Source organism: Methylobacterium sp. J-068 (assembly GCF_022829445.1).
Classification (GTDB): Bacteria; Pseudomonadota; Alphaproteobacteria; order Rhizobiales; family Beijerinckiaceae; genus Methylobacterium.
The window spans coordinates 57,363-70,413 of record NZ_JAKSXY010000101.1 but is presented as its reverse complement, the minus strand read 5'-3'; the positions used below and the strand labels follow the sequence as shown (position 1 = coordinate 70,413).

Sequence of the window (13,051 nt, the reverse complement as noted above, 5' to 3'; positions counted from 1 at the left end):
CGCACGATCGCGGCGGTGTCCGGATCGGCGATCTCGCGAATGAACGAGCGGTCGATCTTGATCCGGTCGAAGGGAAAGCGCCGCAGGTAGCTCAGGCTCGAATACCCGGTCCCGAAATCATCGAGCGCGATCCGCACGCCGAGGACGCGCAGCCGATGCAGGCAGGCGATGACCGCCTCCGCGTCCTGCATCAGCACGCTCTCGGTGATCTCGAGTTCGAGCCGCCAGGCCGGAAGGCCGGAAGCGGCCAGGGCCGTCACCACGCCGTGCTCCAGACCGGCCTGGGCGAACTGGACCGCCGAGACGTTGACGGCGATGCACAGGTCGCCGGGCCAGGAAACCGCTTCGATGCAGGCTTTGCGCAAGGCCCAGGTCCCCAGCGGACCGATCAGCCCCGTCTCCTCCGCCAGCGGGATGAACGCGCCCGGGGCGATGGTCCCGCGCGTGGGGTGGTGCCAGCGCAGCAATGCCTCGAAACCCTGGACCGTCCCCGTCGCGAGGTTCAGGATCGGCTGGTAATGCAGGGCGAAGTCGCCGAGCCGCACTGCCTCGCGCATCTCGAGTTCGAGGAGGTTGCGCTGGGTGGCGAGGGCGTCCATCCCCGCCTCGTAGAAGCGATAGGTGTTCCGCCCGTCCGCCTTGGCGCGATAGAGAGCGAGATCGGCATTCCGGAACAGGGTGTCGGCGTCACGTCCGTCCCGCGAACCGATGCCGATCCCGACGCTGACCCCGATGCCGACCCTGTGGCCGTCGAGGTCCACCGGCTGCTCCAGGGCTTCGATGATGCGCCGGGCCGCGCGGCTGGCATCCCCGGGATCGTCGAGCCCGGCCAGGATGACGGCGAACTCGTCGCCCCCGAGGCGCGCGACGGTGTCTCCCTCGCGGACCACCCCGAGCAGCCGCTCGGTGACGACGCGTAGAAGCGCATCGCCCGCCGGATGTCCCAGACTGTCGTTGACGGCCTTGAAGCGATCGAGGTCGCAGGCCAGCACCGCGAAGCGGCAGGGATGCCGCTCCGCGCGCGCGATCTCGTGGTTCAGCCGGTCCTTGAACAGGAGGCGGTTCGGCAGGCCGGTGAGGCCGTCATGCAGCGCCATATGGGCGATCCGCCCCTCCGCCACCTTGCGCTCGGTGACGTCCATGGTGAGGCCGACGATCTTGAGGGGCTCGTTCGTCTCCGGCTCGAACACCACGCGGGCGAAGGATTGCAGCCAGCGCGGGGATTGGCCGGCCGGCGCCAGGAGGCGGAACTCGCCGTTGTAGGTCGCCCCCGTGGCGAGGGCCCGGTAGACGTGGCCATAGAGGGTCGCGAGGTCCGCCGGGTCGATCCGGCTGTCCCATTCCGCCACGCCGACCTCGACCTGCGCGTCGGAGGGCCGGTCGGCCGCGACGGGCAGGCCGTACATCCGGGCGCTGTCGACGGAGTGCCGGACCGTCCCGGCCTTCAGGTCCCACGACCACAGCCCGGCCCCGGCGGATTCCTGTGCGAGCCGGAGGAGGTTGGTCGTCTCCTCCAGGGTCTCGCGCGCCGCGACGAGATCGTCGATGTCGAGGGCGGTCCCCAGCATGCCGACGGCTCTGCCGGCCTCCAGGATCGGCAGCATCACCAGCTTGTGCCAGCGATGGACCCCGTCGTGGCGGCGCAGGCGTCCTTCGATCTCGTAGGGCGCCCCCCGCCGCGCGGCCTCGCTGAAGACGTGCTCCATCCGTTCCGCGTCGTCGGGATGGTTGCGCGCCAGGCGCGCGGCCCGCGACGGGCCGATCGAGCCGTAATAATTCTCGAAGCGCTGGTTGACGTAGGTCGCCTCCCCGTCGCGCAGGGACATCACCCAGACGAGTTGCGGCAGGGAATCGGCGAGGGCGCGGTACCGGGACTCACCCATCCGCAGAGCCTCCTCGGCCGCCATGCGCTCGCCGACATCGCGCACCGCGGTGATCGTCTCGACGGGCTGCCCCGCGGCATCGCGCACGAGGCGGGCACGCGCCTCCACCCAAACCCAGTGACCGTCGCGATGGCGCAGGCGGTGCGTGACCCGATCCTGATCGATGCGCCCGGCCCGCAACGCCTCCATCATGGCCATCGTCGCGGCCCGATCCTCAGGGTGGAGCGAGGCGCCGAGAGGCATCGCCAGCATCTCCTCCGGAGCGTAACCGAGGAGGTCCAGCGAGGCGGGCGAGACGTAGGTGCGCACATCGTCGATGCCGCGCCGCACGATCATGTCCGACACGGAATCCGTCATGAGGCGATACTGGCGTTCGCCGGCCTGGGTCCGGGCCTCGGCCGCCCGGTGTTCGGTCACGTCGGTGAACGTGTGGACAGCTCCCCCATCGGGCAGCGTCACGGCACGAACCTCGAGCGTGGCTCCATCGGGCCGCAACCAGTCGAAGCTCAGGGGCAGCCAGCGACCGGTCCCGTCCCGCAGGCGCGGCGGCACGGACAGGGCCGAGAAATCGCCGCGCCTGGCCTGATAGGCCAGAATTCGCGGAACACGGGCCTCCTCGTGCAGGACGGTGTCCGGAAGGTCGAGGAGTCGGCGGGCCCGCCGATTGAAGAGGCGGACACGCCCCCCGGCGTCGAACATGACCAGACCCTGGTCCATGTTCTCCAGAGTCGCGCGCAGACAACGATCCTTGTCGCGAAGCCGCGTCTCGGAGGCCGTCAGGTCGCTGATGTCGAGGACGAGTCCGTAGAGCGCCAGGAGCCGACCGTCGGCGTCCCGCTCGGCGGCGCCCTGGACGATAACGTGACACAGGCGTCCGTCCGGCCGGACGATCCGGCGGCGTCCCTGATAGGTCGATGCCTCCGGGTCCTGGCCATCCAGGGCCGCCAGGATGCGCGCCTCCACGCGCGCGCGGTCCTCGGGGTGATAATAGCCGAGATGGGTGTCGAGCGGGATCGCTCCACCTGCCGGCATGTCGCGGCCGAAGATGCGCGCGACGCCCTCGGACCAGGTCACGAACCGGGTTTCCGGGTTGATCCGCCAGTAGCCGATCTGCGCCACGGCCTCGCTCATGCGCTGTGCGCTGACCACGAGCTTGAGGTCCGCGGCCTTCGCCACGAGGCGCGCCTCGGCGCGATGGCGCTCCGCGCGCGCGACGTCCCGCGCATGCTGGGCGGCGGCGAGGCGCAGATGCGCCTCGACGACGGTTCCGAGATCGCGCAGGCGTTCCACCGCAGCCGCGTCGAAATCGTCGCGCGGCACCCGGTCGATCAGGCAGAGCGTGCCGAGCGCCACGCCGTCGGACAGGGTCAGCGGCACGCCGGCATAGAACCGGGCGTGAGGCGCACCGCTCACGAGGGGACTCGTGGCGAATTCCGGATCGGACATCAGGTCCGGCACCACCAGGACCGAGCCCGGAGGCCCCAGGATGGTCCGCTCGCAGAAGGCGCCGGCCCGCGGCAGGGTCGCCTCCCCGGTGAGGCCGCACCGGGCCTTGTGCGTGTAGGTCTCGGCGCCCGCCAGGTTGACGAGCGCGATCGGCACGCCGAACAGCGCGCAGGCGGTGCGGCACACCGCGTCGAGATGGGCCTCCGATGTGCCGTCGAGCAGCCGAAGTTCGTCCAGGATCGCCAGACGCCGCGCCTCGACACGGGAACTCCGCACATCACCCTCCGTGACCGCGCACCAAGCCTTGCCGTCTCGCGGATCCATGCCTCGCGGATCAGTGCCGGCGGGATGCATCATCGACGACCGATGACAGGTTCGGACGAAGGCACGTCCGTGGGCGTCCGGTCCTGGGTCGGCGGCGGGTCTTCCCCAAGACGGTTCCTCGCCACAACAGGTCTTCCCCCACGAAGGTCGGGCGCTCCGCCCATCGCGAGATCATGTGGCAAGAGCCTTTCGCGTTCCTTTATCGGCCGCGTAGCCGGCAGCGAATCGTCGAGCCGCCGCCGGGGAATGGAACGTGGGGCGCGGCGAGGGGAGCGGCGAAGGGAGGGGTTGGCCGACCGCGTGGCATGCACCGTCCGTCAGGCCGGCAGCCTCAACCGGGCGCGCAATCCGCCGAGATCCGAGCGATCGAGATCGAGCGCACCGCCGTAGAGTTCGGCGAGTTCGGTGGTGATCGAGAGGCCGAACCCGTGGCCCGGCACGCTCTCGTCGAGACGGCCTCCGCGCCGCATCGCCCGGACCATGGCCTGCGCGTCGAGCCCCGGCCCGTCATCCTCGACCGTGACGACGCTGGTGCCGTCGGACGGATGCGCGACGATGCGGACCCGGCCACGGCCCCACTGGCACGCATTGTCGATGAGGTTGCCGAGCATCTCGTCGACGTCCTGCGCATCGCAGGCCACGGCCAGCCCGGCCGGGACGGCGACGTCGATGGCAAGGGCCTTCCCGGCGTAGAGCCGATCGAAGGTGGCGCGCAGATCGGCGAGGGGCTGGGCGAGCTCGGTCCGCGCGCGGGTCGCCCCGCCGAGGGCGGCGGCGCGGGCCCGGCGCAGGTGGTGGCGCACTCTCCGGTCCATGCCGGAGACGAGGTTCGAGAGGGCGCCATCGGGGTCCCGGTTCCGGTCCGAGAGGGCGAGGGTGAGGGTGGCGAGGGGCGTCTTCAGGCCATGCGCGAGGTTGCCCACGTGCGTGCGCGCCCGCTCGAGATTCGCCGCGTTCTGGTCGAGGAGCGCATTCACCTCCGCCACCAGGGGGCGGATCTCGGCGGGCTGCTTGCCCGGAACGCGCGGGCTTCGGCCGGCCCGCACCTCGGCGAGGTCGCGGCGCAGGCGCTCCAGCGGCCGCAATCCCAGGCGGACCTGCGCGATGGTGCCGGCCACGAGGCAGAGCCCGAGGATGCCCAGGATCGCCGCGAGGGCGAGGCCCGCCTCGCGCAGCGGTCCCTGCAAGGCGCGCGCGGGCGCGGAGGCGACGAGGACGGCCGGTGGGCTGTCCCCGCGCGGCGGCAGGGTGAGGATGCGCAGGATCAGCGCGTCGCCCCAGGGTCCGGTCCCATCGCCGGGTTGCGGCCGCTCCGCGTCCCGATCGCGGGGGGGCGCGTCCGGAAGCGTGAGGCTGCGGCCCTCGAGGGACTCGGATCGCAGGACGCTACGCCCCTGGCTCACCTGCCAGTGCCACCCGCCCCGCTCCCGGTCGAAGGGAGGGCCGTCGAGGTTGCGCTCGAGCCGGAGGCGGTCGCCCGGCCCGCGATCGAGGCTCGCCGCGATGGCGACGAGCTGGCTGTCGAGGCGGCTGTCGAGCTGGGCCCGAACGAAGCGGTGCAGGATCAGCCCGATCGCCAGGCCGGCGACGACGAGCGCCACCGTGATGAAGGCGAGGGCGGCGAACAGCAGGCGGCGCTGGAGGGAGCCGAGATGGAAGAGCTTCGGCGGGGGCGGTGGGGGCGTTGCGCCGGGGCGGTCCGACCCGTGCGGGGAGGGCGGAGGCATCAGGCGGGATCGCCCGGCAGGAGCCGATAGCCGTGGCCGCGCACGCCCTCGATCCGGGCGGGGGCGATCTTGCGGCGCAGGCGCGTGATGATGACCTCGACCGAGTTCGAATCGACCTCGGCATCGCCGTCGTAGACCCGCTCGATCAGCTGGCCGCGCGGCACGATCCCGTCCTTGCGCAGGATCAGACAGGAGAGCACCCGCCATTCGAGCCCCGTGAGCTTCAGGGGCAGGCCGTCGCGCTCGAAGGTGCCGAGGCCGGATTCGTAGGTGAGGGGGCCGCAGGTGACGCGGGAGGCCCCGTGCGCGGTCGCCCGCCGCACCAGGGCGCGCAGGCGGATCACGAGTTCCTCCACCCGGAACGGCTTGACCAGGAAATCGTCGGCGCCGGCCTTGAAACCCGCGACCTTGTCGCTCCAGCCGTCCCGCGCCGTGAGGATGAGGACGGGCAGGGTCAGCCCGGCCGCGCGCCAGGCCTGGAGCACCGAGAGGCCGTCGCGCTTGGGCAGACCGAGATCGAGCACCACGGCGTCGTAGGTCTCGGTCTCGCCGAGGTGCTGGGCGTCCTCGCCGTTCATGGCGTGGTCGAGCGCGAAGTTCTCCGCGCGCAGGGCCTTGGCGATCTCGGCGGCGAGCGCCGCGTCGTCTTCCACCAGGAGGAGTTTCATGAGGCCGAGATCCGTGGGTGGCACGCCGGGCGCGGCCTACGCCGCGTCGTTTAACGGGGGCTGAACCGCGCGGTTCAGATCGGGTTGGAGGCCCTGGCCTAGAACGGCGTCATCCCGGGGCGGCGGACGCCGAACCGGCCACCGACGACCTCGATAGGACGGACCTTCATGACCGATACGACCACCACCTCCCCGACAACGACCAACACCGAGACGCTAGCGAAGCCCCGCCGCTCGCGCCGGGCCCTCGTCGTCGGCGCCATCGCCGCGCCGCTCGCCTTCGGCGCCGTGGGATTGTCGCTGGCCCAGAACAACGCCGCGACCCTGACGCCGGTGGAGCCCACCACGATCTCGGCGCTCAAGCCCTCGGCCGCCATCGCGGCGAAGGGTGAAGTCGCCGAGATCTACGGCAACAAGTTCGTGATCCAGGACGGCACCGGCCGGGCCCTGGTGGAGACCGGTCGCCAGGGCGAGGGCGGGACCCTCGTCAAGGCCGGCGAAGCCGTCACGGTGCAGGGCCGCTTCGAGACGGGCTTCCTCCATGCCGTGCTGATCACCCGCGCCGACGGGAGCAAGCTGGTGGTCGGCCCCGCCGGCGGCCCGCCGGCCGGCACGCTCGACTGGGCCAGGGACAAGGTCGGCCTCGGCCCCAAGCCCGATGTGCCGGCCCTGACCGCCAGGGTCGAGGCCGCCGGCTACACCGACATCCGCGTCGTCGACCAGGGGCCGCGCCACCTCGAGGTCGCGGCACGCGGCGGCGATGGCCGCGAGCGCCAGCTTCATGTCGGCTTCGACGGTCAGGTCCGCGAGAAGAAGATCTTCTGAAACGCCGGGCCGGCCTTCACACGCCCCGTCCCCGTGACGGCAACCAGAGCGAGATTCCCATGACGAAGACCACCGCACTCCTGAGCGCCGCAGCGATCCTCGTCGCCAGCGCCGCCATCGCCCAGCCCGCCCCGCCGCCCGGGGGACCGCGCCCCGGTTCGGAGGCCGGCGCGCCGCCGCCCGGCGGTCCCCGTCGCGGCCCGGATGCGCCGCCGCCGCCGCCCAAGGCCGCGCATTTCCGCCTCGAGCGCGGTGAGACCGCCCTCGACGTCAAGTGCGCCGACGACGAACCGATGAAGGCCTGCGCCGACCTGACGCTCCAACTGCTCGATCGGCTCGCCGCGATGCCGGCCCCGGTCGGGCCCGTTGGACCGAAGCCGGATGCCCCGAAGCCCGAGGCCCGCTGAGGCCATCACCGCTCGAGCCGGCGGGCGGCGGCTTCGGAGCCGCCGCCCGCTCCCGACCAACAGGAATCAGCACCGATGAACACCACGCAGAGCAAACCCGATCTTCACGGCGCACGCGGGACGATCTGGGCCGTCTTCGGTCACCGCCTCGCGATCGAGGGACCGGACGGGCGCATCCTCGTCGACCTCGGTCCGGAGGGCGCGAAGGGGCTGGCCCTGAAGCCCGGCGACACGATCGCGGTCACGGGCGAACGCAGGCCCTCGGAGATCAAGGTCGCGTCGCTGACGCTGCCGGACGGGACGCAGCACGCCATCCCGTGGAAGGCGCCGCATCATCCCGGCAAGCCGGACCACGCCCCCGCCGATCCCGCCATCGCCGTCGCGGCGCTGGAACGCGCCGGCTACCGGTTAGAGGGGGAAGTGAAGCGCAAGCCCAAGCACTTCGAGCTTCGCGCGGTGAAGGACGGCACCGCCTTCGCGATGCACGTCGCGCTCGACGGGACGATCAGACGCGCGAATCCGGTCGCGGAGACCCCGCTCCCGACGCCCTGACGCACCGGGACGGGGCACGCACCACGCGCGGTTCCTTACGTCCCACGCGATACTGCATTGCAATATAAATCTTCCACCCCTGCGGGTATGCGTGATAGATAGGCAATCGTCATTGCCTGAATGGAGTTATCCGCATGTCCAACCTGACCCGTCTCGCCGTCGTCCTCGGAGCCGCCGCCCTCGCCCTTCCGCTGGCGATTCCGGCCTCGGCTAAGGGTCCGGGCGCCTCGAAGGTGATCTCGATGGTCGACACCGACAACGATGGCACCATCGACCTCAAGGAAGTGCAGGCGGTGGCCGGCGCGCTGTTCGACAAGCTCGAATCCGACAAGGACGGCACCCTCGACACCAAGGAACTGAAGGGCCGGGTCAGCAAGAAGGCCCTGAAGATGGCCGATCCGGATTCGGACGGTACCCTCGACAAGGCCGAGTACCTCGCCCTCGTCGAGGCCCGCTTCAAGGCCGCCGATCCGGACAACGACGGCACCCTCGACGCCAAGGAGCTGAAGACCCCCGCCGGCAAGGCCCTGGTCTCGCTGCTCAAGTAACGCCGTTCCGGTGCCCCCGGCACCGGCCGACGACGAACGGACCGACGGCCCGGCGCGACGAGCGCCGGGCCGTTCGCGTTTCAGCGCCCGGGAACGCTCACGCCGCGTGGGCGCGCGAGGATTGACCAAAGCCGACGGATGAGACCATTCCAGGCTGGCACGTCATTCGCGTTACGCCGTACGCGAATGGCCGTGTCCGTCGCATCGAAGGCCGCTTCATGGAATTTTTCGCCCAGCAGTTCATCAACGGCCTGACCCTCGGATCGATCTACGGCCTGATCGCGCTGGGTTACACCATGGTCTTCGGCATCATCGGCATGGTGAACTTCGCCCATGGCGACGTGTTCATGCTCTCGTCCTTCATCGCGCTGATCTTCTTCCTCATCCTCACGACCTGGCTCGGGCTCACCTCGGTCGCCCTGGTGTTCCTCGTCGTGCTGATCGTGGCGATGGTGCTCACGGCGCTCTGGGGCTGGGCGATCGAGCGGGTGGCCTACCGCCCGTTGCGCGGCTCGTTCCGTCTCGCGCCGCTGATCTCGGCCATCGGCGTCTCGATCTTCCTGTCGAACTTCGTCCAGGTGGTGCAGGGCGCCCGCAACAAGCCGGTGCCCCCGCTGGTCCGCGACGTGATCGTGCTCTACCAGAACGAGCAGTACACCGTGACCCTGTCCTACAAGCAGGCGATCATCATGACGACGACGGCGCTGCTCCTCGCCGGCTTCTGGTACCTCGTGCAGCGCACGCCCTTCGGCCGGGCCCAGCGCGCCTGCGAGCAGGACCGGCGCATGGCCGCGCTGCTGGGCATCAACGTCGACCGCACCATCTCGCTGACCTTCGTGCTCGGCGCCGCGCTCGCCGCCGTCGCCGGCACGCTCTACCTGCTGTATTACGGCGTGGTCTCGTTCTCGGACGGGTTCGTGCCCGGCGTGAAGGCCTTCACGGCGGCCGTCCTCGGCGGCATCGGCTCCCTGCCCGGCGCGGTGCTGGGCGGCCTGATCATCGGGCTGATCGAGACCTTCTGGTCGGCCTATTTCTCGATCGAGTACAAGGACGTGGCCGCGTTCCTGATCCTCATCGTGGTGCTCATCTTCAAACCATCCGGCATCCTCGGACGCCCCGAAGTCGAGAAGGTCTGACCATGGCGACAGGATCGACCATCGGCGCGGTGGCCCCCACCGTGGGCCGGCGCTCCGGCGCGGCATTCCCGGAGATGCTCAAGGATTCGGCACTCTTCGCCCTCGTCACCCTCGGCCTCAGCATCCCGGTGGTGGCCTACCGCACGGATCTCGGCCAGGGCACCGGCCTCGAACTCACCGGGCGCTGGGGCGTCGTCGCGGGCCTCTGCCTCGCGGTGTTCGTGCTTCGGCTCGGGCAGCGCCTGCTCCTGGGCGAGGTCGCGCGCCGGCGCGAGGCCCACCGCCTCGCCACCGCCGAGGCGCCGCCCGTGGCCGCCCGTGCCGGCCGGGTGCTCGCGCCGCTGACGCTCGCCGTCGCCCTCACCCTGCCGCTGCTCGCCGCCCTCGGCTCGGGCGGCCTGTCGGAAGGGCGCTACTGGATCGACCTCGGCATCCTCATCCTCACCTACGTCATGCTCGGCTGGGGCCTGAACATCGTGGTGGGTCTGGCCGGGTTGCTCGACCTCGGCTACGTCGCCTTCTACGCGGTGGGGGCCTATTCCTACGCGCTGCTCGCCACCGTGTTCGGGCTCTCCTTCTGGATCTGCCTGCCGCTCGCCGGCCTGTTCGCGGCCGCCTTCGGGGTGCTCCTGGGCTTTCCGGTGCTGCGCCTGCGCGGGGACTACCTCGCCATCGTGACCCTGGCCTTCGGCGAGATCATCCGCCTCGTCCTGATCAACTGGGTGGATTTCTCCGGCGGCGCCGCCGGCCTGTCCTCGATCCCGCGCGCCAGCTTCTTCGGCATCCCGTTCACGGCCGGGGAGGGCGGCTTTGCGAGCACCTTCGGGCTGAGCTTCAGCCCGATGCACCGGATCGTCTTCCTCTACTATCTGATCCTGGTGCTCGCGCTGGTCACCAACCTCGTCACCCTGCGCATGCGCCGCCTGCCCCTCGGGCGCGCCTGGGAGGCCCTGCGCGAGGACGAGATCGCGTGTCGCTCGCTCGGCATCGACACCACCATGACGAAGCTCACCGCCTTCGCGCTGGGCGCCATGTTCGCGGGCTTCGCCGGCTCGTTCTTCGCCGTGCGCCAGGGCTTCGTCTCGCCGGAGAGCTTCAACTTCCTGGAGAGCGCGATCATCCTCGCCATCGTGGTGCTCGGCGGCATGGGCAGCCAGCTCGGCGTCGCCATCGCGGCCATCGTCATGGTCGGCGCGCCCGAATTGCTGCGCAACCTCACCTTCCTCAAGGCGGTGTTCGGCGAGGGCTTCGACCCGAACGAGTACCGCCTGCTGCTGTTCGGCCTCGCGATGGTCTGCATGATGGTCTGGCGCCCGCGCGGGCTGATCTCGGAGCGCACGCCCTCCGTCCGCCTGGGGAGCCGCGCCGCATGACGCTCGCCACCGGAACCACCCGCCTCGCCACCGTTCAGGACGCGCCGCCGGCCGCGGTCGCAGGCGGCCCGGCCGACCCGATCCTGGTGGTCGACCACCTGACCATGCGCTTCGGTGGCCTCACCGCCGTGGGCGACCTCTCGTTCAAGGTCGGGCGCGGCGACATCACGGCCCTGATCGGCCCCAACGGCGCCGGCAAGACCACGGTGTTCAACTGCATCACCGGCTTCTACAAGCCGACCGAGGGCATGATCCGGCTCGCGCAACGGGAGGGCGAGACCTACCTGCTGGAGCGCCTGCCCGGCCACGACGTGAACCGGCTGGCCCGCGTCGCCCGCACCTTCCAGAACATCCGCCTGTTCCCGCAGATGACCGTGCTGGAGAACCTGCTGGTGGCGATGCACAAGCCGCTGATGCGGGCCTCGGCCTTCAGCCTCGCGGGCATCCTCGGCCTGCCGAGCTATCGCAGGGCGCAGAGCGAGGCGATCGCCAAGGCGGCCGCCTGGATCGCGCGCATCGGCCTCACCCACCGCGCCGACGAGCCGGCGGGCGACCTGCCCTACGGCGACCAGCGCCGCCTCGAGATCGCGCGGGCCATGTGCACCGACCCGGTCCTGCTCTGCCTCGACGAGCCAGCCGCCGGCCTCAACCCGCGCGAATCGGCCGATCTCAACACCCTGCTGCGCATGATCCGGGACGAGTACGGCACCTCGGTGCTGCTCATCGAGCACGACATGTCGGTGGTGATGCAGATCTCCGACCGGATCGTGGTGCTCGATTACGGCCGCAAGATCGCCGACGGCACGCCCGACGAGATCCGCAACGACACCCGCGTCATCGCGGCCTATCTCGGTGTGGACGACGAGGAGGTCGCCGCCGTCGAGGCGGAAGTCGGCCTGACGGGAGCCTCGGCATGAGCGTCGCGGGCATCAACGTGCTGGTGGACGAGACCCGCGCCCGGACGGAGGCCGCGAAGGCGCCCCTCCTCAGCGTGCGCGGCGTCTCGGCCTATTACGGCAGCATCCGCGCCCTGAAGGGGGTCGACGTCGACGTGCACGAGGGCGAGATCGTCGCGCTGATCGGCGCCAACGGGGCCGGCAAATCGACCCTGATGATGACGATCTTCGGCCAGCCCCAGGCGCGCGAGGGCACCATCACCTTCGCGGGCCAGGACATCACGCGGCTGCCGACCCACGAGATCGCCCGCCTCAACCTCGCCCAGTCGCCGGAGGGCCGGCGGATATTCTCCCGCATGACGGTGCGCGAGAACCTGCAGATGGGCGCGGCCGTCAATGGCGGCAAGCACTTCGCCGAGGATCTCGAGCGGATGTGCGTCCTGTTCCCGCGGCTGCGTGAGCGCATCGACCAGCGCGGCGGCACCATGTCGGGCGGCGAGCAGCAGATGCTCGCCATCGCCCGCGCGCTGATGAGCCGGCCGCGCCTGCTCATGCTCGACGAGCCCTCGCTCGGCCTCGCGCCGCTCGTGGTCAAGCAGATCTTCTCCGCCGTGCGCGACCTCAACGCGCGCGAGGGCCTGACCGTGTTCATCGTCGAGCAGAACGCCTATCATGCGCTCAAGCTCGCGCATCGCGGCTACGTCATGGTCACGGGAGCGGTCACCATGAGCGGCACGGGCCAGGCGCTCCTCGACGATCCGCAGGTGAAGGCCGCCTACCTCGAAGGGGGATCGCACTGAGCATGGACGGTTTCAGCCTCGACGCCGCCAGCATCGGCATCTTCCTCCTCGTCACCCTGGCGATGGGGGGCGGGGCCGCCTGGATGACCGGCAGCGGCCTCGCGCGAGGCTGGCGCCCGTTCTGGCACTGCGCCCTGGCCCTGCTCCTCATCGCGGCGGTGACGCGCTTCCTGCACTACGCCCTGTTCGAGGGCACCCTGCTGTCGCTGCCGGCCTATCTCGTCGACGCGGCCGCCATCCTCGCCATCGGCGCCGTGGCCTACCGCTACACCCGCACCGGACAGATGACCCGGCAATATGCCTGGCTCTACGAGCGCACCGGCCCGCTGACCTGGCGGGACCGGACGAGCGCGCCGACGCCCTGAGGGCGCGGCGCGTGGACCGCCCCGCAGGGGGCAACTTCGCGTGTCATCGCGCCTGCGTCGCCGGACCATCCGCGCGGCGCGGCGCTTCGAGAGGGGAAACG

Annotated in this window: 12 protein-coding genes; 9 read left to right on the top strand and 3 right to left on the bottom strand. The window is 70.8% G+C overall.

Features of this window, described 5'->3' with window-relative positions; all coding sequences use genetic code 11:
- The 3 genes from MKK54_RS17735 to MKK54_RS17725 form a co-directional block, all read right to left on the bottom strand.
- Positions 1-3,605, bottom strand: a 3,605-nt coding sequence (locus MKK54_RS17735) for an EAL domain-containing protein (protein WP_244012583.1), incomplete at its 3' end; no start/stop codon positions are given.
- 365 nt (positions 3,606-3,970) lie between these two features.
- Positions 3,971-5,380, bottom strand: a complete 1,410-nt coding sequence (locus MKK54_RS17730; RefSeq protein ID WP_244012581.1) for a sensor histidine kinase — start codon at positions 5,378-5,380, stop codon at positions 3,971-3,973.
- A complete protein-coding gene (locus MKK54_RS17725) occupies positions 5,380-6,048 on the bottom strand; it encodes a response regulator transcription factor (protein ID WP_244012579.1) in 669 nt (222 codons plus the stop codon). Before MKK54_RS17725 ends, MKK54_RS17730 begins: the two co-directional genes overlap by 1 nt.
- A gap of 168 nt (positions 6,049-6,216) precedes the next feature.
- On the opposite strand from MKK54_RS17725, the gene MKK54_RS17720 reads away from it, so the two are divergent.
- The 9 genes from MKK54_RS17720 (at position 6,217) to MKK54_RS17680 (ending at position 12,950) form a co-directional block, all read left to right on the top strand.
- Positions 6,217-6,873, top strand: a complete 657-nt coding sequence (locus MKK54_RS17720; RefSeq protein WP_244012577.1) for a DNA-binding protein — start codon at positions 6,217-6,219, stop codon at positions 6,871-6,873.
- Positions 6,874-6,932: 59 nt separating this feature from the next.
- Positions 6,933-7,280: a hypothetical protein gene (locus tag MKK54_RS17715; RefSeq protein ID WP_244012575.1), complete on the top strand. Its 348-nt coding sequence runs from the start codon at positions 6,933-6,935 to the stop codon at positions 7,278-7,280.
- Positions 7,281-7,355: 75 nt separating this feature from the next.
- Complete coding sequence (locus MKK54_RS17710; RefSeq protein WP_244012573.1) at positions 7,356-7,832, top strand: hypothetical protein; 477 nt, start codon at positions 7,356-7,358, stop codon at positions 7,830-7,832.
- 134 nt (positions 7,833-7,966) lie between these two features.
- On the top strand, positions 7,967-8,380 hold the full coding sequence (locus tag MKK54_RS17705) for an EF-hand domain-containing protein (RefSeq protein ID WP_244012571.1): 414 nt from the start codon (positions 7,967-7,969) through the stop codon (positions 8,378-8,380).
- Positions 8,381-8,598: 218 nt separating this feature from the next.
- Positions 8,599-9,516 (top strand): branched-chain amino acid ABC transporter permease, encoded by a 918-nt coding sequence (locus MKK54_RS17700; RefSeq protein ID WP_244012569.1) that lies wholly within the window; start codon positions 8,599-8,601, stop codon positions 9,514-9,516.
- A 2-nt stretch (positions 9,517-9,518) separates the two neighbouring features.
- Positions 9,519-10,889, top strand: coding sequence for a high-affinity branched-chain amino acid ABC transporter permease LivM (gene livM / locus MKK54_RS17695; RefSeq protein ID WP_409564203.1), 1,371 nt, complete (start codon positions 9,519-9,521; stop codon positions 10,887-10,889).
- Positions 10,886-11,806: an ABC transporter ATP-binding protein gene (locus MKK54_RS17690; protein WP_409564202.1), complete on the top strand. Its 921-nt coding sequence runs from the start codon at positions 10,886-10,888 to the stop codon at positions 11,804-11,806. Before livM ends, MKK54_RS17690 begins: the two co-directional genes overlap by 4 nt.
- Positions 11,803-12,585, top strand: a complete 783-nt coding sequence (locus MKK54_RS17685) for an ABC transporter ATP-binding protein (protein ID WP_244012565.1) — start codon at positions 11,803-11,805, stop codon at positions 12,583-12,585. Before MKK54_RS17690 ends, MKK54_RS17685 begins: the two co-directional genes overlap by 4 nt.
- A gap of 2 nt (positions 12,586-12,587) precedes the next feature.
- The gene (locus MKK54_RS17680; RefSeq protein ID WP_244012563.1) at positions 12,588-12,950 is read left to right on the top strand and encodes a DUF6867 family protein; all 363 of its coding nucleotides are present in this window, start codon (positions 12,588-12,590) and stop codon (positions 12,948-12,950) included.
- The last annotated feature ends 101 nt before the right edge of the window (positions 12,951-13,051 follow it).